The sequence below is a fragment of the Chitinophaga sp. NPDC101104 genome (genome assembly GCF_050277495.1).
Lineage (GTDB): Bacteria > Bacteroidota > Bacteroidia > Chitinophagales > Chitinophagaceae > Chitinophaga.
This window is the reverse complement of record NZ_JBNNSF010000001.1, coordinates 4,317,615-4,339,343: the sequence shown is the minus strand read 5'-3', so window position 1 is coordinate 4,339,343 and position 21,729 is coordinate 4,317,615. Positions and strand designations below refer to the sequence as shown.

Here is a 21,729-nt window from a genome sequence, read left to right as displayed (position 1 = left end):
ACTTAGTTAGGTTCTTGTTTGGGACCGGCCAAAAGGTTTCATTTCTCCCGTTTTGCCGGAGATATAAAGGGTCGACACAGGATATCCGCAGGCCGGTAGCATACGGCCATGCATTTTTTCATCCTGGTTTCCGGATGTAAATGTAGGATGGGTGAAAGCTGTCAGGAAAGATCATTTTTGACAACTTCGGATGTTATATTGATCGGACAACCGGGTTGATCAACGCGCCGGACCGTTATCGCGGGTTAACATTTTGCAGGAAAAGCGGGGTATTCAGCGGACTGTAATCCGTTGTCACGCTGCCGTTCCGGGTAGCTACCAGGTAAAGCCGGTAATGCATGGGCTCGCTGGGGATCGTGAGCGTGAGGAGCGGGCCTTCACCGACCCGTTGCAGTTGGAACGGATAGCCGTAATGATCTGTTTGCACGAGATACCATTCGTACCGCAACCTGTCTTTCCCGGGCTCGGGCAGCCGCCAGCCTCCGCCGGCGCTTAACAGCACGTTATAAGTGAGCTGGCTGCCGGGCAATACGGTACGCGAAGGCCGGAGTATTTTCACGCCCGGTAATGGCGGCGGAGCGGGCGCCTGATTCCATAGCTTTGCCAGCAGGTGCCATTCGGGTTTTTTCCGTCCGTTATGATCGGTGAGGCCGTCGAAAGACACGAAGTCGCGCGTTTCCTGGTCTTGCAGCGTGGTGAGGAACGCCGGTGCCGGCGGGAGCTTGGCGTAGGTGGCAACGGGGATTTTGCTGATGAAGCAGGGAACGTTTCCGGCCAGCAGGGTGCTGAGGCCCGAGGTGTCGCCGGTGGCTTCCAGGCCGAATGCATCAACTGCAGGCAGCTGCTGCCGGAGCCAGGCGAGCTCGGGCGCAACGCCCGGGTTGAAGATTACGTCTGTCGTAACCGGCCGCGATGGGTCGGCGGCCTTGATGGCCGCGGCCAATTGCTCCATCCAGCGGAGGTACCGTTGCTGCTGGTAAAGCAATGCCGGTTTGTAATGCTGCCTGGCCAGGCGCTGCCAGGCGTTGTTGCCCAGGTGCCATGCGGTGATGGCGGTATCGTTGCGGCGGCGGACGATGGCTTTAATGATGCTTTCCCCCATCCGCGCAAGCGCCGCGCTATCCTTGTCCATATCATTGACATTGGGCAGCCAGAACCCGTAATGGATGCGGATGCCATGGCTGGCGGCTTCCGCGAGCACATTCCGGTCGTACACACCCGGTCCGTACCGGCGGATGGTATTTACACCCAGTTGCTGCATCTGTTGCATATCCCGTGCGGCTTCGCGGCGCGTGAGGGCATACCGGTTCCTGAACCAGCTGTCCCCTTTCTGGTAAATTAGCCCCCGGATATCGTCAGGCAATTTATAGCGAGCCGGCAGTTCGGTTTCCGATGCGGGCGTAACGATCGGCGGGACTTGCACGAGAGGGGCCGGCAGCCGGGGCGATGCATTCAGTACCGTCATCAGCAGACCGGGCTGGCGGATGGTCCAGTCCAGGAACTTCGCCGTATCGCCGTTGGGCACGTTCGTGTCGTGGGCCGTATTGAAAAACACCTGTGCGTGGATGTTGGGGAAACGCGTACCGATGGCCCGGAACGCATCGCGGAACCAGCCTTCCTGGTTGCCGGCGTCGGGGAGGGAGCCCATTTCAGCGACCATCACGGGCAGGCCGGAACGGAAAAGCGGCAGGCTGTCGAACGGTTGGTACAGCGATTCGAAAGAATGCCATCCTTTCCCGCCATGCGCCGGCCCATAATTAAGCACGGTCACGCCTAACCAGTCTACATATGCCTTTCCCGGGAAATAAGACGCTGCATGGGCCGCATTCCAGGGGTTCCAGACCCAAATGGCGTTCACCGCCCCGCGGCGGAGGAACAGCGTATGCACATAGCGCCATGCCGTACGGAAGTCTTCGGGCGTATTGCCACCGGAGGGCGACCATGGATAGGCGGGATTGTCCGGCTCATGCGCAAACCGGAGGAACAGCGGGCGGTCCAGGGCTTTTACCTGGTCGGCGAACCGTTCCAGGTAACTGTCGAAAATACCGGTGGGGATGAGGGACATGATTTTCTGTTCATCTTTCAAGCCATCGATGCTCAGCCCGAACTTCGACCGCCAGGGCTCCCATGTGATCATGGGAATGGAGCCGCCATTGTAAACGGCCGCCAGGGAATCGGGCAGGAGATGCTCCGGCCCGTTGCCCCACGCAATGTACAGCGACGTAATCTGCATGCGCGGCATGCCCTGGCCCGGCGGATTGTACACGCCGGAATAAAAAACGTCGTGCCGGGGAGTGAGGCGCACTTCCGGCGCATGTGTATACTCGGATGTAAAATACCAGCTCAGGCCGATCGTGGCCAGCAATAACGGCAACCCGAGCTTGCGGATGCCGGAATATAGGTGGAGGTGACGGAAAACCCAGAATTGCCTTTTCAGCAGCAGCGGCACGATCAGCATCGTTTTGATCCAACCGTACTTCGCGGGGATTTTCCGCAGGGGGAGGCTGGCGATGATGTTGAATATCATGATCAGGCAATTGACGCCTGCAATGCCCGCCATAAACAGCGAATAGGGGTTCCAGTCATAATTCAGCCCGTAAACGATGGCCGCGAGCGATATGACGAGGATGGCGATATTGGGGATGTTCAGCCGCCAGTCGTCTGGCCCCGAATCGTCTTTCGGGGTGGGAAGGTAAGGCACTTTTTTCCGCGCGATGGTGTAGACGAGCCCCAGCAGATAGATCCACCAGGTGCCGATAAACAGCAATCCGCCCACGATATGGAATCCCCGTTCCTTCTCTTCCATCACCCATCGCTGCACATAGTGGCGGATGAGGAGGATGGAAGCGATCGCCGGGAATGCGTACAGCGAAAACTCCACCAGGTCTGCCCGGAAAGGGATATGCCCCGTCACCAGCGCAATCACCGGCACAAGGAAATTGATGAGAAATACGACGCCGGCCAGGTAATGCAGCGGAATAGTGCCGTAATGTATTTTTTGCAGCAAGGTAAACTGCCGGAACAGCTTCGGGTAGGAGGTGACCAGCAGCTCGAAGGTACCCCGCGCCCATTTCAGCTGTTGCGAATAGTAAGCAGACAATGTATTGGGAACGAGCCCGCGGGTCAGCACGATGGGCACATATACGGATTTCCAGCCTTTGGCGTGCAGGTGCATGGCGGTATGCATATCTTCCGCCAGCCCCGCGGCATGCCCTCCGATGGAATCCAGCGCGGCCCGGCGGAAAGTGCAGTTGGCGCCGATGGCCAGTACGGTACCGTAACTGTTCATGGTGGACATGATGGGGCCGTAGAACTGGAACGTTTGCTGTGCGGCGCCTTTGGCGATGATACTGTCTCCCAGGTTGCTGTATGCCTGAACGATCTGCACGAAACCGATCGCGGGATCGTTGAAATGATGCACTACGGCGTCCAGGAAATCGGGGGACGGCACATGGTCGGGGTCGAGCACCACGCAAAGCTCTCCCGTGGCGTATTGCAGGGCGTTGTTGATATTCCCTGCCTTGGCGTCTTTGCGGACGGTGCGCGTCACATGCCGCACGCCCAGGCGGTCGCAGACTTCGCGGAGATAGGGATCGTTGGCTTCGTCGCACAGCCAGGCGGTATGCGGGTACCTCATGGCCCTGATGGCGGTGAGGGTTTCGACGATCATTTCATACGGCTCGCCGGGGAAGTAGGTGGTCAGCACATCTACCGTGAAGGGATGTTTCGGCTCGGGGACCCGCGGCACGCGGATAGCGGCATAATGGTACCATTCATGGAGGATGGCGAGGCAATTGAAAGTGATGCCGGCCATCAACACCCAATAGAGCGGGGCGTAACCGATCTGCGTACGCCGGAACAGTACGATCAGCAGCATGCCTATGCTGGCAGTGCCGAGCAGTAACATGAGCCTCAGCGTAAACATTTCCCGCTTCGATGGCGGGGTTACCGGTTCCAGTTTTCCCTTCATGGCGCTATAACATAAAATGGTGTATTGGCGGATGCGAAATTGCCGTACGCGTCATGTACGGTAACGAATATACGGTACGGCCCTTCCGTCAGCGGTGCGCGGAAGGTAGCCTTCATACCTTCGCGGGAAGTCAGCAGGCTGTCCAGCGATGGCGGTTTGCGGGGATTGACGTCGCCGCGGAAACGGATGAACCAGTCTTCCGGCAGCACTTCCCATGTTAGCCGGAGCGAATCGTGGCCGGGGCTTTCCATGACCAACGCAGCGGAATGGGCCGTGCCGGGCCCCACCAGGATATTGTCCCTTGCCCCTTTATCGTCTACCAGCATAAACCGCAGGTTGGGCGCCTTGTGGGGCGGCTCATGCCCCGTCCAGATGTATTGCATGATCTGTGCGGTGGCGGAAGTCTCGCCGTTCCGGGAAAAGAGGCTGAACCAGGTATGCGTCACTTCCTGTTTCTGCCCCCAGAAGAACACGCAGGCGCCGAGGAAGCGGGGATCGTTCACGGGCATGTGCTCGGTGTACCGCTGATAATATTGTTCCGCTTTTTTGTTGGAAGTGTTTTCGATGGGGGCGCCCCAGGCGGTGGTTTCGGATTCCCAGGGCCCGTTGATGCCCCATTCGGTGATGAGGAATGGCCCGTTCCAGAACCAGGCGAATTGCCGCAGATCGTTGCGTAATTGGGGCAGTTCGCCGAATATGTTCAGGGAGATGAGGTCGAGCTGGGGCACTTTCCATCGGAGGTTATAAATATTGCGCCGGTCGAAATTGATAAGCGCGGTAGTAACGGGGTGATCGGGGTCCCGGTCGTGGATCATGCCGAGCAGCCGGTTATAGGCTTTGTAAAACGGGCGGAAGCGGGGCCTGTAGGGGAAATCGACTTCATTGCCGAGGCACCACATCAGCAGGGCCGGGTGATTTTTATAGCGTTCCACGATCTGTTCGTAAGCCTGGCAAAGGGCGGATACGGCGGCGGGATCCCGGTAAAATCCAAAAGAGCTGCTGACGGGGATCGACAGCCCGGCGATGACGGCAATGCCATTGGCTTCCGCTTCGTCGAGCAGGGCGCCGAGCTGCAGGGTATCCCAGGTACGGATGGTGTTGCCGCCCGCGCCCCGGAGCGCGGCAAGCTGTCCGGTGCCGGCCGCGCCCTTAACGGTGAAGGGTTGGCCATTCCGGAAAATGGTGTACCGGCCATTTGATTGCGCAATGTAGACCTTGCGGGCGCCGCCGCCGGGGGTACGCCGGCAGGCGGTCATGGCGCAGCAAAGCAGGGCCATGGAGATGACAGCCAGGTATCCAGGAGTGCGGCGTGTGAGTAGGTGTATTATCATGCGGGGCGCCTCGTACGACATAAATATAGGGGAAAGTTTTTAATGGGGGATGGGAGGGGACAAGACGATAGGAGCTGCCAATCGTCAAACGACTATCCAATCCGTCTTCACCCCGAAAAACAATACCCGGACCAAAGCCCCGGGTATCACTTAAAAAATCCCCTATCGCGCCGGTTGGATATCAAAAAGCGGGCTGGTAAAATTATAGGGAATTACTTCGCTACGCTGATCTTCACTTTTTTGTTCTTCAGTTTCTCGGATTGGATCAAATGCAGCGTAGCGCCGGCTTTGGACTTCCGAACGGCCACGAACGAAAAGAAATCCTTCACTTCGATGATCCCGATATCTTCCTTTTTCAGCATTCCCTTATGCGAAAGGAAGCCGACGATATCCACTTTGTTCACTTTATCTTTTTTACCGGCTGCGATGAACAGGGTCGTCCAATCCGGTTTGGGCGGTAATACAGCGGTATCGGGCAGGGTGATGACTTCCGGGGCCGGGGAAATGTAATCCGGGACCCTTTCGCCGGGCGCCAGCATGAGGATGGCGGTGCCGCTGGCTTCCATGCGGGCGGTGCGGCCGTTGCGGTGCACGAACGTTTCTTTCGTGTGGGGAAGCTGGTAATGGATGATGTAGCGGATATTGGGAATGTCGAGCCCGCGGGCGGCGAGGTCGGTGGTGACGAGGATATTCGAGCTGCCGTTCCTGAATTTGCAAAGGGCGGCGTCGCGCTCCTGTTGCTCCATCGCGCCGTGATAAAAGACGTTCAGGATGCCTTTGTCTTTCAGCATGCCGCTCACTTCCGCCACGAATTCCCGCTGGTTGCAGAATATGATGGTGGAACGGTTGCCCAGGGCGCAGATGAGGCGGAAGAGGGTTTCCGATTTGTCGGGCCCGTCGCTGTTGACCATTTTCACCGTCAGAGCCGGTGACGTTTCTCCTTTGAGGAAGTTGATTTCCGTGGGGTTTTCCAGTCCTACGAATGCAGGGATCTCCAGTGCTTCGGTGGCCGAGGTGAGGATCCTTTTTTGCAAAGCGGGCAGGGAGCCGATGATGAAGGCCATTTCCTTTTCGAACCCTTCTTCCAGCGATTTATCGAATTCGTCCAGCACCAGCGTTTCGATGTGAGCGGTGTTGATATTGCCCCTGCGGATGTGGTCGCCCAACCGGCCGGGCGTACCGATAATGAGCTCCGGCGCTTCTTTCAGGTTGTTTTCTTCCGTTTCGCGCAGGTGGCCGCCGTAGCAGCAGGTGACCTTGAAACCGGTTTTCATGCTTTTGAACACCCGTTCTATCTGGAGGGCCAGTTCCCGGGCGGGAACGATGATCAAGGCCTGGCTTACATTTTTGTTCTTTTTCAGCGACCGCACCAGGGGCAGCAGGAAAGCGAGCGTTTTACCGGAACCGGTATCGGCCAGCAACACCACCGCATCGCTGGTACTGTTCGTTTCCAGCGATGCCTGCTGCATGTCGTTCAAAGCCCCGATCTGCAAGTTGGAAAGGATATCGGCGATAGAAAAAGAAGAATGCTCCATCGGGCAAAAGTACGTCAAATATTGTTGTGTACCGAAGAGCGCTTCCCTGTCCAGAAAATACTTGTCCATTTACCGGTTGCCGGCGGGAAGACGTGCCGGTAATTTTGCTGCATCACAAAAAAAACGGAAACAACATGACGGGCAAAAAAGATGCAAGATGGTGGGTATTGCTGGTAATCCTTACGGCGCCACTGCTGTATGTGATCGATATTTTCATCATCAATATCGCCATCCCCACCATTAAATCGGGCCTCGGCGCCACGCAGGGAGAAATACAACTGGTCATAGCGGGCTATTTGCTGGGGAGCGCCTGTTTTCTCATCATCGGCGGCAGGGCGGGCGATTACCTGGGGCGGAAGAAGGTCTTCTTCTGGGGGATGCTTTCCTTCACGGTAGCGTCGTGTTTATGCGGAGCGGTGCAAACGATGCTGCAACTGAACATCGCCAGGTTCCTGCAGGGCGTGAGCTCGGCGTTCATGGTCACGCAGTCCATCGCCCTCATTCAAGACCTTTTCCCGGAGCCGCGGGAGCGCGCCAGGGCCATCGGCTGGTATGGCATCACGCTGAGCATCGCGGCCATCATCGGCCAGATCCTCGGCGGCTATCTCGCTGAAACCCGTACCGTTATTGAAGGCTGGCGGCTTATCTTTTTCATCAACGTGCCGGTAGGCTGCCTGGCGCTTTGGGCCATCCGCAAATACCTGCCGGAAACCGCGCGCCAAACCGGCGTCCGTTTCGATTATCCGGGCGCCTTGCTGCTGACGGTCGGCCTGGGCAGCTGCATCTATTCCATCACCGAAGGCCGGGAACAAGGGTGGCCGCTTTGGAGCCTGGTGGCGCTCGTTGCCGGCAGCGCGGTCATGACGGTGTTCTTCGTCCGGCAGAAAAGAAAGACCGCCGCCGGCAGCCATCCGCTCATGGATACGCAACTCTTCCGGGACAGGCATTTCATTATCGGATTACTGGCCGTGCTGTTCCATTTCATGTTCCATACGGCCTACCTGCTCATGGTGGCGGTGTACCTGCAAAACGGCCTGGGTATTTCCGCGCTGGAATGCGGGCTTTACTTCATCCCGCATGCGGTCCTGTTCATGGGAAGCTCCGTACTGGCGTCGAAATGGCTCGTGACGTACGGGAAAAAAGTGTTGCTCGGCGGACTGCTCATCATTTTCGCCAGTTTCGTTTTGCAGATGCAAATGTTCTCCACGCACAGCATGCCCGTTTTGAACATTGCGCTCATCGGCTTGTACGGACTGGGCAACGGCATGGTGCTGCCTTTTCTGTTGAACATCGTGCTGGACAGTATCCCGCCGCAGCATGCGGGCCTGTCGGCCGGGATCTTCTCCACCTTTCAGCAGATCGCTTCGGCGCTGGGGATCAGCATCATCGGGGGCATCTTCTACAACTCCGTTGGCAGTGAATCCGCCGCCGGTTACAAACTGGCGCTGGACAACGGGCTTGCGGCCGGCATCGTCTGCATGACGATCGTAGCGGGCATGCTGATGGCGTTGCCGGCTGGTGTGCGAAAGGACGGGCGCGCGAACGTGGTGTCGTTCGAATGAGGGAAATACTTAATTCTGGGTATGTGACGGAAAAGATGCAGTTGCTACATTTGCGGCTGTTTACCGATACCTGTCCTTATGCACCTACCTCGTTTATCCTTCCCGATCGCCGTGCTGCTCATTTGCGTCATGGCTTCCTGCAGCAAGAAAAGCACGCCCTCCACGCCTGAAGTAACGCTGGCGGAGAAACGTAAAGCCGACGCGGCGTACAACAATGGCATCACGCCGGGCGTGGGCAATGTACTGATCGAAGAAAAGCTGACGCCGAACGCGGCCAATCAGCTCGTATTCAAGATCGCATACAATGAAGATACGCTGGCGGGTTACGGCAAGATCGACGCCAACGGCAAGATGCGATACCTGACATCCACCGTGCTGGCCAAAAAAGGGAATACGGAACTGCTGGTGACCGAAATGTTCCCAGAAGTCTCCAAAAGCCGGATGTACACCATGCTGAACGGTAAGAAGGGCAGCATTGTGGTGGAAATGAACCATATTTCCCATACCCGTTCGGTGATGTCGGTATTGAATTACAACTGGGCAACGGGAACGTCGGAAGTACTGGTGAAATCCTACTTCGAGAACGGCAAGCAAACCGCCGGTTTCAGTGCATTGAAGGAAGGGGAAGGCGGCGACCGGGTGTACAACTGCATCGAGCCGCAACCTTCAGACGATGTCAGCAAATCGGTCGACAATACCCTCGATTACTTCCAGTGCGGCGGCCTGGCTTACGATACGCACCCGACGCTGGCCGCTATCAAAGCCGCGATCGTAAAGGGCATCGAATCGGTGAAGAATGCCGGCACTATGCAGGACAAAAAAGAAGAACTGAAAAGCCTGGAAGCCCGGTACGGCGAGCTGAACAATCTGTTTAAAAGCATCCAGGGAAAAGTTTCGGGGTACAAATTCGAGAAAACCATCCTGGCGGGCCTGTTGCGGAACCTCGCCGCCACGATCGCCGAGCTGAAAGCGGCGCTCATGCCGGATGTGTCCCTCAAACCCTTCGCAGAAGGCTCCCTGCTGGATTACGACGAGGTGACCGACGAGGAGATCAAGCTCACGTTCACCCTCATCGATAACGAAACGGACCTGCCATATACCAAACAGCCGGTAGGGGTCGATATGGCCTTTGTCATCCCCGGCACCAGCGAGGCCGTGTACATGGAAACGAAAATGACCTCCACCGCCAACGGTATGGTCACTTTCCGCCTCAACCCGAAAACGATCCCCGAATATGAAAAGTATACCAGGCTGACCGCCCGGTACGCCTTTTCGGGGGATAACTGGGACCCCAGCGCCACGCGCGACATCACCCTCAAATACATCAGGCCGAAACTGGTCATGGCCGACGGAAGCGACGTTCCATACCAGGCAACGTTCAATTCCGGCGTGAAAAAGACGTTCAAAGTGGTGAATGAAGACGGAAGGGCCATCCCCGTCAACTACAACGACGTCACCCTCCAAAACTCCAACACCAAAGTGGCCTATTCCATGCTGAAAGGGACCCAGGATTTCGATCTGACGTTGTCGCACGAGGAGGCAGCCGACCAGCTCACCAACATCGACGTCTACTACAAACAGCAAAAACTCCAGACTATTTCCGCGATCGTGATCCCGCCCTGCGGAACAGACCCCGTGATCACGGGCGTTACGATGGATTGCAACCCCAACGGCAATGGCATCCGGATTAAAATCGCATTCAAGGCCGATGGCCCGGGAATTTTGGCCTACGGCGGCTACGGCGCCTGCGACGTGACGCAAATCTGCTACCCCGTGCGCCTGTATTTCATGAACCCCGGCGCCCCCCGGTTCGAAGTTGCCGCCAACGGCTACGATGTGTCCCTGTTATCCGGAACGGTGAACGAAGGGGTGGTGGCTATTACCATTAAAAACTGCGTGCCCGGGAAAGACGCCCGCGGAAGCCTGGAAGCATATTATCCCAATTATCGCTGGCAGGTGCAGGTGATGAACCGCTGTAACAAACGGAGCGCTTTGGTGGATTTGTAACTAATTCGTTTTGGCGGAGAATTCCCCGAAATGCCACAGGATGCCGGAAGGGTCGTGCAGGAAGCATTCGCGGCCCCAGTCGGCCGTCCGGATGGCGCCCAGCCTTGCGGAAGGGTATTTACCGGGCAGATCGAGCGCGGTGAGGTAGTCCCAGAAATCGCTGACGTCGTCGACCTCCATGAAGATCATCGTATTGTCGATCCAGTCTTTAACGTTGGCGCGTTGCAGGTAGAAACCCAGTTTCCCGGTCGTGAAAAGCGACATGACGGGCGATAGCACCACTTCCCGGAAGCCCAGGTCTTTATAGAAACGGCTCGATACTTCGAAATCCGTTGCGCCGATGAACGGCCGGATAGATATGGCTTTGCCTTCCATGGTATTGTTTTTGACCGGAATGTAACGAAAAAGCCCCGCGGAACATGAACTTCCGCGGGGCTTTTTGCTTTTTATCTTCCATTTATTTCGCTTCCCGCCCGCTTTTTACGTTGGCCTGTCCGTTTTTGATGATTTCCACGGCCTTATCCAGGAGCTCATCTTTATTGTTGATAATTCCTTTGATGGTAGGAGCGATCAGCATATCGGGCTCAATGCCTTTCGTGAAATGCTGTGCGCCGTTGTGCTGGGTAACTTTCATCCCTGTAAAGCTGAACTTATACCCGCCGGGAAGGGTTACGCCGGTTACGTTGCCGTTGGCGCCCGCCGTTGGTTCGCCGATGATGGTTGCCAGCTGCTGGTCTTTGATGTATCCCATCACGGATTCCGCATAGCTGATGGCGCTGCCGTCTGTCAGGAAAACGGTTTTGCCGGCGATGTGCGGTTTCTTTGGGGCCAGGTTCCAGCCGAAGCTGTCCCATCCGGTATTTTCATGGTCGGGCCGTGCGATGCGCTGGGTATGCATCCATTTGTCCTTGTCTTTTTTCGTGATCAGGTGCCCGATGATCTGCGACCCGTTCTCATCTTTCGGATAGCCCCGCAGGTCTACCACCACGCCTTTCGCGGCGGCGATCTCGTCCATTTTCTCTTTCATTTCGTTCCAGCCCAGGCGGGAAAGATCGATGTATACGATCCCGCCGCCCAGCGAATCGAATGCCGCGGGCCGGGTGTTGGGCAGCTTCCCGTAATATTCGTTCGCCGGAATGCTGAAGGGGACCTTTTCCTGCCAGGTTTGCCCTTTTCCGGAACGGAAAGTGAGCTGAAGGCTGGAATCGGCTTTGGACACGCATAGCGAACCGATCGTCTGGCGCATCATGGCATTGGCGCTGCCGGCAGATACGAAGGCGGACCGCTGCTTGAGGTATGCCTGTGCCGGCATGCCGTTGATGGTGGTGATGACGTCGCCGCGCCTGGCTTTGGTGTCGGGGGACAATACGGCCTTCACCACGAGGCTGTTATCCGCCCAGGCCAGCTGGAACGGGAGGAAGCGCCGGTCTACGAACGTCTGCGGGCCAGACACGAAGGTGTGCCCATCATGCAGGCGTGCGTTGAGGCGTGCCAGCGTTCGCTCGAAGTCAGCAGGGGTTTTATCGCGGTAGCAGTCGGCGATGGCGGTTTGGAGGTCCTGGTCCCAGTTGGTCGTCCATTCCTTGAAATAGGGGTGGAAATGCTGGTAGATGTTCCAGGTGATGCAGACGTTGGCCAGGCGCAGATAGAGATTTTCGCCGGTGAGGGGAGGCGCGAGGCCGGCGGCGCGCTGCTGGCTGAGGGCCCTGGCGGCAACGGTATCGGTAACGGGGAAGGTCGTTTTTCCATCGCCCCACAGCGCCATCGGCATATCGATGGTGAGGCCGTTGCCGAGGTCTTTGTGCAGGAAGGTACCGGCGGCGAGGTCGATGGGGAAGAGCGTACCGGCGAATTCGGCTTTTATTGCTTCGCCCGCGCGCCCGAGCCGCAATGCCTGTTTGCCTTCCGGCGAAGGGCGGGATTCCACGGCCAGTACGATGGCCTTGTCGTTTTCGTTGTACGACCATCCCGATGGGTCTTTCCCGGGTTTGTCGTTTTCGAAGTTACCGTTGAAATCGAGTGTTTTCCAGCCTTCGGGCATTTCTACCTCCAGGCGGAGATCGTCTATGAGGAAATCGCCCTCGCGGATGACGAAGGCGCCGAAGTTGATGGTTTCCGCATCGGCATCGACCGTTCCGGCGATGGTATCGCGTCGCCATTTTTGGGAAACGCCCATGATCCGGCGGCTGTCCATATTATCGAAAAACCCGGGCCCGCCGCCCACGCGGTCTACCCGCACCCAGAACTGCCCGGCGGCATCGCGCAGGTTGGTGGCCAGCGAGGCCGCGGTGAAACGGAACCTCCGGCCGCGGTAAGGCTTGGCGTCCAGCTGGGTCATTACGTTACTGAACCCTCCGCCCAGGGGCCCTGCAGCCTTCGGCTGGAAGTTGTAACTGTTGGTCCGGATGGATTTGTAAATCCCCCCGCCAGGTCCGTACCCGCTGTGCTGCCACATCACCACCTTCATGCGGCCCGCATCCTGGGGCGCTTCCAGCGGGCCGGGAGCCGGCTTGCCGGTCTCGTATATCCGCAGCGTAGGGGCGATGGGGTGGAAAATGCCTTCCAGCGCACTTTTCAGTTCGGCCGCGTTTTTAGCGCCATCCACCGCCTGCGCCCCGTAAATGGCCAGCGCGTCCCAATCCGTGACCACGCCGGCATCAGACGGGTGAAAGAAACGGACGTATCCATACAGCCGGGCGAAGGTGTATTGATTGATGGCCTGGCGGGCAGTCTGCGCCAGTGCGGCCATACTGGAAAAGAGGAATAATGCAAGGAATAGCGATGTGCGGACCATACAGGGACAAGCTTTTTGGGTCAGGGTAAATCTTAGTTAGAATAAATATAATGCATTCGGCAGCAAAGGTAAATTTTATCCCGCAACATCATAAATACAGCTTAATTTCAGGGTATTGCGATCGTCAACCCTTCCGTTCATTAAACAAAAAACCCGATCATGAATTCACCGGAAAAAATACTGGAATGCTATAACCTCGTTGCCGGAGATTATGCGGTGGAACGGTGGGACGAGCTTTCGGGAAAGCACGTCGACCGCCTGCTGCTGCAAGCATTCGCCAGGGCGAATAAAGAAGAAGGATTATGTGCGGATTTCGGCTGCGGGCCGGGGCAGACCACGCGGTTCCTGCACGACCATGGACTGGAAAACATCGTGGGCATCGATCTGGCGCCGGCGATGGTCGAAGTAGCCCGTAAGCTGTCCCCGCAAATCCGTTTCGAGACGGGCGATTTGCTGCATATTGCATTTCCGCCCGGGCACCTGGGCAGTGCGCTGGCGTTCTATGCGATCGTTCATTTTTCGCTCGAGGAGGTCAGGCAGTGTTTCGGGGAAATCAACCGCGTGCTGAAAACGGGCGGCGATTTTTTGTTTTCCTATCATGTGGGGGAGGAGGTCAGGCATTTCGAAAAGGCGCACGACAAGGAGATCGACATCGACCTGTACTTCTTCAAAACGGACGATATCGTTCAGCTGCTCCAGGAAACAGGGTTCCGTATTATCGATGCCATCGAGCGGCGGCCGAATGAAAACATGGAATACCCTACCCGGCGGGCATATGTCTGGGCGGAGAAAAAGTAATGGCCAACAACTCCCGGATGGCAGCGATTGTGCGGGAACGGAGAAACCGGCAACTTTACGGCCATTGAAAATGCATGGCATCATCACCACTGAACGGTGGCGATGCCGGGTTCGCCATGCGGAAGGCGGATGGCGTTTTCCTCGAAGTGCCGTACATCGGCATGTCTCCCGAAGAATCCATTGAAATGGGCGCGGATTTTCTGGCTTTTTTACGGTACCTGTCCGGACACTGATGCACTGCCATCGCTACGCAAGCAAGCTTTTCATAACTGAACCGATCGTTTATTGGAAAAACTTAATCCGTACAATAAATGTAAAAGCCCTGTCAACGGATGAGCACGATCGTTCCCGCAATGATGAGCCCCGCGCCAACAAGGGTTTTCCAATCCACCGTTTCGTTCAGGAAGATGACCGACAGCCCGATCGCCACGGCCACACTGAGCTTGTCTATAGGCGCCACTTTGGAAACGGGCCCCAGTTCCAGCGCCTTGAAATACATTATCCACGACAGCCCCGTAGCGATGCCGCTCAGCACCAGGAACAGGAGGCTTCTGCGCCCGATGGATCTGATGTCCCTGATCTCGCCGGTTGCGATGATAATGCCGGATGCGACGAACAGGACCACCAGCGTCCGCACGGCCGTAGCCACATTAGACGGAACGCCTTTGATGCCGATTTTGGCCAGCACGGCCGTCATACCGGCGAAAAGCGCCGAAAGCAAAGCGTAATATTTCCACATAACGTTCAGTTACATCCCTTCTTCCAACACCAATACATTGAACCGGTGACCGTCGGGATCGGCAAACATGAACCCGTAATACCGGGAAGTATCCTGTCCATCGTTACCGTAAATCATTCCTCCCGCAGCCTGCACCCTTTCTTTCCATTGGTCCGCTTCCGCCCTCGACGAAGCGGCAAGGGTAAAGATGACCTCGGGGGAAGACGGGCCCGGCGGCAAATACGCATCAATCTGTGTGCCTTGCTGGAAGAAATGGATCACGAACCGGTCGTCACCAAAAAAGAAACTGGCCAGCCCGGGATGCGCGGATTTGTTTTCCGCAAACCCGAGTTGATGGTAGAACCTGGAAGTGCGCTCCACGTCTTTCACGCTGAAATTCGCCCAGATTTTCCTTGTTTTCATGCGGATGTGTTTTGTGGGAGATGACGGGCCGCCATTACTCTTTCGCCTGCAGCCCGCCATGTTTGAACAAATAATATGCCGTCTGGTAATACGCGATCGCTTCCCTGACGGTATGGTCGTCGGCTTTTACGGGCGCCTGGCTGTCGCTGGCGGCGGCGTATTGCATCGTTTCCACGCGTTGTTGCGGGGAAAGGATCACCATACCGTCGCCCTGCAGGTACGCCAGCTTCTGGTAAGTGCCCAGGAACGCCCGCGGGCGGTAACCGGGCTGCCTTACATCGAGGCCGTAAAGGTTGCTGTCGTAATTCCAGTGCAGGAGGCCGAACAGCGTGGGGAACAGGTCGATCTGGGAGCAACGTTGCGGAATGGAATCGGTCCGCGCAGCCGGCAGGTGGCAGATAATGGCGGGAATGTGGTACTTGGCGACGTCGATTTCGTTCTTCCCGGCGCTGCTGGCGCAATGGTCTGCCACGAAAATGATAACGGTATTGGCGTACCATGGCTCTTTTTGCGCGGCTTTCAGGAACTGCCCGATGGCGTAGTCGGTATATTGCACGGCGCCTTCGCGGCCGGAGCCGGAGGGGTAGCCGACTTTCCCGTCTGGATAGGTGAAGGGCCGGTGGTTGGAAGTGGTCATTACGAAGTCGAAGAACGGTTTGCCGCTGCGGTATTGCTTTCCGGCGTCGCGGATAACGGCGGCGTAAAGGTCTTCGTCGCAGATGCCCCAGGCATTGCGGAAATGGATGAGGCTGTCGGGGATTTGGGTCCTGCTGGCGGCGAACCGGTCGCCCAGGAGCAGGTTCCGGCCCTTGTCGACGATGTTGTAGCCATTGCTGCCGAAGAAAGCGTTCATATTATCGAAGAAGCCGTCGCCGCCGTAGATGAAGCTGGTGGCGTAACCTTTTGTGCGGAAGATGGCCCCCACGGTCGAAAGGTCCCCGTTTCCCGGCCGGCGGACGATGCTGCTGCCGGGTGTGGGAGGAACGGCGAGCGACAGCGCTTCCATGCCGCGGACGGTCCGCGTACCGGTGGCGTACATCTGGTCGAACACGAGATTGTCCCCGGCGAGGGAATCCAGCACGGGCGTAAGGCCCTGTTTGTTGCCGAAACGCCCGAGGAAGTCGGCGCTCAGGCTTTCGATCGTTACCAGGATCACGTTGGGATGCAATTCGGTACCATCGTGCCGGATGTGCCGCCAGATCGACGGGCCGTTTTCCAGATACTGGCTGTTCGGCTCCTGCAGGCAGGCGCGCACGGTGGAAAAGGCATCCTTTTCTTCGATGAGCTGATAGAAATGGTCGTAGTTCAGCTCATTGTTTTTGAACGCGGAAAAGAAGGAGTAAATCCCTGCTTTCGCCAGCTCGTCCTGATAGCGGTTGTGCCCGCGCTCCGGGAGGCCGTTCCCGATGAAAAATCCGTATATCCCGGCTACGGCCAATAACCCGGCGAAAACACCCGCCCGCTGCAGGAAGGGCGTTGTGCCCCGGTAAGCCGACCGGAAAATCCCCGCGTAGGCGAACGCCCAGGTTATGATGCCCGTCACGGCCAGCATGCACCCGATGAGGACCGGCAGGGGATAGGACTCGTTGATGTTCTGGACCACTTCGTAGGTGTAGACCAGGTAATCCACCGCAATAAAATTGAACCGGCTTTCGAACTCCAGCCAGAACGTGAACTCGGCGAAGAAGGAGAACATGAGGATCAGCGTACCGATGAAGAAAAATACCGGCGTCACGATGCGGTTGAACCAGCTGTTACTCCAACGGGCCGGCAGCAGCAGCAGGTACGCGGCGTACGGCAGGAGGAAGAAAGCGGCCACCCCGACGTCGAACAAGAGCCCGAACCCGAAAATGCGGAGGACCGCGAAGAACGTCAGGTCGGCGCTTTTCAGCGAAATAATCATCAAGATGAGCCGCAGCAGTGTGGAAAGGCCCAGGAACATGACCGCAAAGCCGGTCATCAGTCGATAGTTTTTATGGCGTGAAAAGAACATGTCTATGTTGGTTTAGCATTTCCAGTACCGGAATGGCGAACCGGCCGTCGTCCCGGCGTTCTGCTGTCTGCCGCCCGGTGCAGCGTAACGGTAACGAAAGCCAGCGGCTTTTTCCCGGATGCGCTGCGCGCTTGCCCGGAAATCGTTACGGATTGGGCGAAAGTGGGAATCGAAATGATCAGCAGGATGAAAAACAGGACACGCTGCATTTCTTTTTTCCTGTAAAGCTCGTACCCGAATTGGAAGAAAATTAGAACGGATCAGTTGCGGCTTTATGTTTTTTGTTCCATTTGTACCGGTGTGTCCAGTACGCCACTTTCATGGAAAGTATCCCGAGGCCGGCGCCCACCAGTACATCGCTGACGTAGTGGCGGTTATTGGCGATGCGGAGCCCGCCCACCGCGGAAGCCACGCCGTAGGCGGCATAAGGCATCCAGGGGAAGCGGTGCTTGTATTCTTCGGACAGGAAGGTGGCCGCGGCGAAGGCCTGCGCCGTATGCCCGGAAGGGAACGAGTTGTAGGTAGTGCCGTCTGGCCGGAGCTGGTGCGTGGTGTTTTTCAACAGGCTCACGGTGGCGAACATCATCGCTTCGCCTTTGATGAGGATGGCGGTGCGGTTCCGGATGTCTGTCCGTGACGGGATGCCCGCCGCATCCAGCCCGTACGCGATGGCGATGGGCGAGTATTGCAGGTAATTGTCGATATGGGTATGGAAGGCCGGCAAATGTTCGTTGCGCTCTTCCACCAGTTCCTTCTTAAAACCTTCCTGCCCGTTCCCGTTGGCCGCAATGCCCGCCAGGATGAGGGAACCGGGTATGAAAAGTTCCCGGCTAAAGTGGATGGGCCGCATGCGGTACAGGCTGTCGTAAGGGAGCGGCTGCTTGATTTCCTGGGCAAAGCAAGTGCCCGACAGCAGGAGCATCGCAGCCACCTGCCATCTGAAAGCGATGTTGAACATATGGTGTTGAAATTATTCTTCCTTTCCGCCGGTAAACCAAACGGTAAATTGATGCATGCCGTCCCGGAACCCGTAACTGACCTGCCATCCGTACAACTGACAGATCTGCCGCACGATGGCCAGGCCGAGGCCCGTGCCGGTAGTGTGGGCCGCTGCGGAAGAAAAACGTTTGAACAGTTTGTCTTCCGGAAGGGGCGAAGCGCCGGAATTGGCGATGCTGACCGATCCTTTTTTGATGACGGCCCGCATTTCTCCGCCGTCGGGCGAATGCCGGATCGCGTTCATGAGCAGGTTCGTGAGCAGTATCTCGACGAGCGCGGCGTTGCCGGTAACCAGACAGGTGCCGGGCGCATCCAGCTCCAGGCGGATATTTTTTTCCGTTAAAAAATCTTCCATGTCCCCCGTCAATTCCTTTACGATGGCCGTGATCTCCACCGTTTCCTCCGAAGCGAACTGCCCGTTTTCGATCTTGGCCAGCAGCACGAGGTTGCGGTTGATGCGCGACACGCGCGACAGCGAATGGTTGGCTGCTTCGATGATGCCGGACTGCTCCTCCGTCAACCCTTCCGTCTGTAAAAACAGGTCGAGTTTCGATTGTACGATCGCCAGGGGCGTTTGCAGCTCGTGCGACGCGTTTTCCGTGAATTCCTTCTGCTCGCGGTACGCCGCGATATTGCCGGCGATCAGCTTGCGGATGCCCGCGTGCAAAGATTCGAACTCGATGATATCGGTCTGCGGCAGGGGGATCTGCGACTGGCTTTTCAGGTCGTACGCCTCCAGCTTGCCCACGGTTTCATGGAACGGGGCCCACAGTCTTTTCGACAGTTTCTTATTGAGCAACAGGAACCCGCCCAGCAACAAGAGGAAGAACAATGCCGTCACCGCCGTGATCGCCGCGATGGTTTCGTAAGATTCCTCGATGTTGGTCTCGACGGTCATTTTATATGCCTGTCCGCCGGCCGTGAAATAACTGATAAGCCCATGGAAGCGGTCGAGCTCCTCGTGGCCGGAGAGGCTGCTGTAGCGGTACACGGTGTACACGCTGTCTTCGTCCATGGCGCTCACCGGCACGATGCCCGCTTCCGGCTGGATGCGGTTCCAGGCGTCGATGCTGGCGCTGAGCGCGGCCGTATCGCCGGAGAGCCGCTGGAAATGCTCTTTGGCCCGCAGCGCCACGATCTCGTTGTGCTCATGCAGCTCGGTGCGCCAGATGAAGTCGATGATGAGGAAATAAGCCGGCACGCTGGCCAGGAACACCACCAGGGCGTAGAGGAGATAAGCCTTCAGGTTCCTGTCGAGCAGTTTCTTCATATTTCCCATTTATAGCCCGTTCCGTACACGTTTTTAAGATAATTCCCATAGCCGGCTTCGGTGAGCTTGCGCCTGAGGTTTTTGATATGTGCGTACACGAAAGCGTGACTGTCTAGCATATCGGCCATGTCTCCGGAAAGATGCTCTGCCAGGGCGCCTTTCGAGATCACTTTGTTTTTGTTGCCGATGAAATACAGCAGCAGGTCGAGCTCCTTTTTGGTGAGGGGCACTTCATTCCCCGCCACGAACACTTTTTTCGACAGCAGATCGATCCTCACTTCGTGCTGTTCCACCACATTGGCGCTGGAAAACTGCTTCCGGCGGATGACGGAATATACGCGGGCGGCGAGCTCCGGCAAATGGAAAGGCTTGGCGATGTAATCGTCGGCACCATTGGTAAGACCGGTAATCTTGTCTTCCATGGCGTTCCGCGCGGAAATGATGATGATCCCGTCGTTCCGTTTTTCCTTTTTCAGCATATCCAATAAACGGAGGCCGTCGCCGCCGGGCAGGGTGAGGTCGAGCAGGATGCAGTCGTAGGTATACGTTTCGATTTTCTCCAAAGCCTGGGTGAAAGTAGCGGCGGTTTCACAGGTATAATCCGTGAGGTAGCCGGTAATGCTGGCTGCCAGTTCCGCTTCATCTTCGATCACCAGGAGTTTCATGCGTCAAAATTAGGCAGTGATTTGGAATAAATTTGGAATTCGGGGGATGGGGAACGTTATCGCTCCGTTAACGAATGTAACGATATTTTTACTTCATTATCAGGATGTTAACGTACGAAAGCCGCGGGGCCTTTCGACCCGCGCGGCTTCCGGGAATCGTATCGTACAACTATTTCGGGATATAAGTATTGGCGACAACCCCGTTTTTGAAAGTGAGGGATTCCGTGAGATGGAACGTTCTCCTGTCCGTAAAGATGGGAAGCCCCTTGCCCAGGGCCGCCGGGTTGATGAGCAGGTGGTATTCGTCCACAAGGCCGGCCGCGATAAGCTGACTGGAGAAATTGGCGCCGCCGTAAACGATGAGCTCCTTGCCGGGTTCATTTTTCAGGGCGTTGACCGTATCCACCAGGTCGCCGTTGGCCACTTCCGCATTCCGCGCCTTGATTTCCTTCAGCGTACGGCTGAAAATGATCTTCCGCATCTTCACCATCCGCTCGGCCATGGGCACCGGCACGCCGTTCGGCGGATTGTCGAACATAGATTCCCAGTAACCGAGGAACCCTTCCGACATGATGCGGCCCATCAAAATGGTATCGCAGCGGTCGGCCAGGTTGAGGGCGTATTCGGGGGCGGCACCGAGGAGGATCCAGTCCGTTTTGCCCGCAGGGTCGGCGATGAAACCGTCGAGGCTGATGTGGGATTGTAATATGAGTTTGCGCATGAAGATGATTTGAATGTTTGTTGTTGATGACTGTTGACGGATTAAAGGTGACGATAAATTCATCACCAAACAGGCGCCAAATCCGACATTTAACGGGCCAATTGCGACAAGGTGGTGCAAAGCCATGAAAACCCGTCTTCCGCCGGCGGTATCCCGTTCATGCCCGCAAAGTTCCGGAAGCAAGCGGGGGCAGCCAGCTAAAATGTCATTAAAATATGATGGTCCGCTGATGAATATTTATTACTTTTCTGCATATATGAATACTATGGAATTTTCATACGAAGGATCCTGGACGGCGCTGGAAGAAATTCTCGGGAAAAGGGAAGGGATCGCCGCATCATGGGAAGCATTGATAGATTTTCATGCACAGATCAAACCGGCCGCATACTGGAGCGCGCTGCGAAATGTCGATTTTACGGAAGAGCGGGCGGAAATGGCCGATTGGCTGCACGAACTGGCAGAAACCTATCCGCTGCCCGAATCCGTACAGGCGTTATGGATAGGTATCGTCCAGTTTTATGATGAAGAACAACGCAGGACCATCTATGCTTATCATGTGCTGGGTGCGGATGCGTACGACCCGCAGGATGCCGAATGGGCGACGGAGCCTACCTGGCAACCGGAACTGGGGCATTTCGTCCCCGATAGCCTGAAAATGCTCAATTCCGCGCTGGCCGAAGCTAAAGAGGATTTTTCGTTCCTCGACTGGCTTTTGCCCGTTGCCGCATCGGCTTTCGTTTTTGATAACATCATCCAGACACAGCTCGACCATTCGAAATTCCGCGTCGCAAATATGCCGCTGCCTGTAACCATTGGTTATGATAACGGGGATTTCATTTCCCTGTCGCCGATCGTTGCTTCATAAATTCCCGCATAGCTGGCCGAAAGGCTGCAATCGTCCAAAACACCACTGGAAGTTGTCCATTTTGCACCCGAAAGGTGA

Annotated in this window: 17 protein-coding genes; 5 read left to right on the top strand and 12 right to left on the bottom strand. The window is 56.6% G+C overall.

What is annotated here, in order from left to right; translation table 11 throughout:
* Positions 1 to 235: 235 nt before the first annotated feature.
* From ACQKLP_RS17380 to ACQKLP_RS17370, 3 genes are all read right to left on the bottom strand, one after another.
* Complete coding sequence (locus ACQKLP_RS17380; protein ID WP_427324090.1) at positions 236 to 3,970, bottom strand: glycosyltransferase family 2 protein; 3,735 nt, start codon at positions 3,968 to 3,970, stop codon at positions 236 to 238.
* The gene (locus tag ACQKLP_RS17375) at positions 3,967 to 5,301 is read right to left on the bottom strand and encodes a glycoside hydrolase family 2 TIM barrel-domain containing protein (RefSeq protein WP_427324088.1); all 1,335 of its coding nucleotides are present in this window, start codon (positions 5,299 to 5,301) and stop codon (positions 3,967 to 3,969) included. Before ACQKLP_RS17375 ends, ACQKLP_RS17380 begins: the two co-directional genes overlap by 4 nt.
* A 212-nt stretch (positions 5,302 to 5,513) precedes the next feature.
* A complete protein-coding gene (locus tag ACQKLP_RS17370; RefSeq protein ID WP_427324086.1) occupies positions 5,514 to 6,905 on the bottom strand; it encodes a DEAD/DEAH box helicase in 1,392 nt (463 codons plus the stop codon).
* Between the two features lie 65 nt (positions 6,906 to 6,970).
* Here ACQKLP_RS17370 and ACQKLP_RS17365 point away from each other — a divergent pair, with 65 nt between their 5' ends.
* Both ACQKLP_RS17365 and ACQKLP_RS17360 read left to right on the top strand, forming a co-directional pair.
* Entirely contained in the window at positions 6,971 to 8,398 is a 1,428-nt protein-coding gene (locus tag ACQKLP_RS17365; protein ID WP_427324084.1) for an MFS transporter, read from the top strand.
* Positions 8,399 to 8,476: 78 nt separating this feature from the next.
* On the top strand, positions 8,477 to 10,405 hold the full coding sequence (locus ACQKLP_RS17360; protein ID WP_427324082.1) for a hypothetical protein: 1,929 nt from the start codon (positions 8,477 to 8,479) through the stop codon (positions 10,403 to 10,405).
* Here the strand turns inward: ACQKLP_RS17360 and ACQKLP_RS17355 are convergent, their stop codons facing one another.
* The gene (locus tag ACQKLP_RS17355; RefSeq protein ID WP_427324080.1) at positions 10,406 to 10,780 is read right to left on the bottom strand and encodes a glyoxalase; all 375 of its coding nucleotides are present in this window, start codon (positions 10,778 to 10,780) and stop codon (positions 10,406 to 10,408) included. It lies immediately after the preceding gene.
* Between the two features lie 82 nt (positions 10,781 to 10,862).
* Positions 10,863 to 13,199 (bottom strand): S41 family peptidase, encoded by a 2,337-nt coding sequence (locus ACQKLP_RS17350; RefSeq protein ID WP_427324078.1) that lies wholly within the window; start codon positions 13,197 to 13,199, stop codon positions 10,863 to 10,865.
* A gap of 159 nt (positions 13,200 to 13,358) precedes the next feature.
* On the opposite strand from ACQKLP_RS17350, the gene ACQKLP_RS17345 reads away from it, so the two are divergent.
* Both ACQKLP_RS17345 and ACQKLP_RS17340 read left to right on the top strand, forming a co-directional pair.
* Positions 13,359 to 13,997, top strand: coding sequence for a class I SAM-dependent methyltransferase (locus ACQKLP_RS17345; RefSeq protein ID WP_427324076.1), 639 nt, complete (start codon positions 13,359 to 13,361; stop codon positions 13,995 to 13,997).
* 74 nt (positions 13,998 to 14,071) lie between these two features.
* Entirely contained in the window at positions 14,072 to 14,230 is a 159-nt protein-coding gene (locus tag ACQKLP_RS17340) for a hypothetical protein (protein ID WP_427324074.1), read from the top strand.
* Positions 14,231 to 14,322: 92 nt separating this feature from the next.
* On the opposite strand, the gene ACQKLP_RS17335 is transcribed toward ACQKLP_RS17340, so the two are convergent.
* The 7 genes from ACQKLP_RS17335 to ACQKLP_RS17305 all read right to left on the bottom strand — a co-directional run bounded on the left by ACQKLP_RS17335 (position 14,323) and on the right by ACQKLP_RS17305 (position 20,786).
* Positions 14,323 to 14,736 carry an EamA family transporter gene (locus tag ACQKLP_RS17335; RefSeq protein WP_427324073.1) on the bottom strand — a complete coding sequence of 138 codons (414 nt, stop codon included), beginning with the start codon at positions 14,734 to 14,736 and terminating at the stop codon, positions 14,323 to 14,325.
* A 9-nt stretch (positions 14,737 to 14,745) separates the two neighbouring features.
* Positions 14,746 to 15,138, bottom strand: coding sequence for a VOC family protein (locus tag ACQKLP_RS17330; protein ID WP_427324071.1), 393 nt, complete (start codon positions 15,136 to 15,138; stop codon positions 14,746 to 14,748).
* A gap of 34 nt (positions 15,139 to 15,172) precedes the next feature.
* Entirely contained in the window at positions 15,173 to 17,098 is a 1,926-nt protein-coding gene (locus tag ACQKLP_RS17325) for an LTA synthase family protein (protein ID WP_427324069.1), read from the bottom strand.
* A gap of 283 nt (positions 17,099 to 17,381) precedes the next feature.
* Complete coding sequence (locus ACQKLP_RS17320; protein WP_427324067.1) at positions 17,382 to 18,089, bottom strand: phosphatase PAP2 family protein; 708 nt, start codon at positions 18,087 to 18,089, stop codon at positions 17,382 to 17,384.
* Between the two features lie 12 nt (positions 18,090 to 18,101).
* Positions 18,102 to 19,400 (bottom strand): sensor histidine kinase, encoded by a 1,299-nt coding sequence (locus ACQKLP_RS17315; RefSeq protein WP_427324065.1) that lies wholly within the window; start codon positions 19,398 to 19,400, stop codon positions 18,102 to 18,104.
* On the bottom strand, positions 19,397 to 20,065 hold the full coding sequence (locus ACQKLP_RS17310) for a response regulator transcription factor (RefSeq protein WP_427324063.1): 669 nt from the start codon (positions 20,063 to 20,065) through the stop codon (positions 19,397 to 19,399). Before ACQKLP_RS17310 ends, ACQKLP_RS17315 begins: the two co-directional genes overlap by 4 nt.
* 169 nt (positions 20,066 to 20,234) lie before the next feature.
* The gene (locus ACQKLP_RS17305; protein WP_427324061.1) at positions 20,235 to 20,786 is read right to left on the bottom strand and encodes a dihydrofolate reductase family protein; all 552 of its coding nucleotides are present in this window, start codon (positions 20,784 to 20,786) and stop codon (positions 20,235 to 20,237) included.
* Between the two features lie 265 nt (positions 20,787 to 21,051).
* On the opposite strand from ACQKLP_RS17305, the gene ACQKLP_RS17300 reads away from it, so the two are divergent.
* Entirely contained in the window at positions 21,052 to 21,651 is a 600-nt protein-coding gene (locus ACQKLP_RS17300) for a hypothetical protein (RefSeq protein WP_427324059.1), read from the top strand.
* Positions 21,652 to 21,729 lie beyond the last annotated feature (78 nt).

What these genes read in the sequence shown, in the direction of transcription:
- ACQKLP_RS17380 (WP_427324090.1), bottom strand. Translation starts at nt 3,970, where the DNA reads ATGAAGGGAAAACTGGAACCGGTAACCCCGCCATCGAAGCGGGAAATG.
- ACQKLP_RS17375 (WP_427324088.1), bottom strand. Translation starts at nt 5,301, where the DNA reads ATGATAATACACCTACTCACACGCCGCACTCCTGGATACCTGGCTGTC.
- ACQKLP_RS17370 (WP_427324086.1), bottom strand. Translation starts at nt 6,905, where the DNA reads ATGGACAAGTATTTTCTGGACAGGGAAGCGCTCTTCGGTACACAACAA.
- ACQKLP_RS17365 (WP_427324084.1), top strand. Translation starts at nt 6,971, where the DNA reads ATGACGGGCAAAAAAGATGCAAGATGGTGGGTATTGCTGGTAATCCTT.
- ACQKLP_RS17360 (WP_427324082.1), top strand. Translation starts at nt 8,477, where the DNA reads ATGCACCTACCTCGTTTATCCTTCCCGATCGCCGTGCTGCTCATTTGC.
- ACQKLP_RS17355 (WP_427324080.1), bottom strand. Translation starts at nt 10,780, where the DNA reads ATGGAAGGCAAAGCCATATCTATCCGGCCGTTCATCGGCGCAACGGAT.
- ACQKLP_RS17350 (WP_427324078.1), bottom strand. Translation starts at nt 13,199, where the DNA reads ATGGTCCGCACATCGCTATTCCTTGCATTATTCCTCTTTTCCAGTATG.
- ACQKLP_RS17345 (WP_427324076.1), top strand. Translation starts at nt 13,359, where the DNA reads ATGAATTCACCGGAAAAAATACTGGAATGCTATAACCTCGTTGCCGGA.
- ACQKLP_RS17340 (WP_427324074.1), top strand. Translation starts at nt 14,072, where the DNA reads ATGGCATCATCACCACTGAACGGTGGCGATGCCGGGTTCGCCATGCGG.
- ACQKLP_RS17335 (WP_427324073.1), bottom strand. Translation starts at nt 14,736, where the DNA reads ATGTGGAAATATTACGCTTTGCTTTCGGCGCTTTTCGCCGGTATGACG.
- ACQKLP_RS17330 (WP_427324071.1), bottom strand. Translation starts at nt 15,138, where the DNA reads ATGAAAACAAGGAAAATCTGGGCGAATTTCAGCGTGAAAGACGTGGAG.
- ACQKLP_RS17325 (WP_427324069.1), bottom strand. Translation starts at nt 17,098, where the DNA reads ATGACCGGCTTTGCGGTCATGTTCCTGGGCCTTTCCACACTGCTGCGG.
- ACQKLP_RS17320 (WP_427324067.1), bottom strand. Translation starts at nt 18,089, where the DNA reads ATGTTCAACATCGCTTTCAGATGGCAGGTGGCTGCGATGCTCCTGCTG.
- ACQKLP_RS17315 (WP_427324065.1), bottom strand. Translation starts at nt 19,400, where the DNA reads ATGAAGAAACTGCTCGACAGGAACCTGAAGGCTTATCTCCTCTACGCC.
- ACQKLP_RS17310 (WP_427324063.1), bottom strand. Translation starts at nt 20,065, where the DNA reads ATGAAACTCCTGGTGATCGAAGATGAAGCGGAACTGGCAGCCAGCATT.
- ACQKLP_RS17305 (WP_427324061.1), bottom strand. Translation starts at nt 20,786, where the DNA reads ATGCGCAAACTCATATTACAATCCCACATCAGCCTCGACGGTTTCATC.
- ACQKLP_RS17300 (WP_427324059.1), top strand. Translation starts at nt 21,052, where the DNA reads ATGGAATTTTCATACGAAGGATCCTGGACGGCGCTGGAAGAAATTCTC.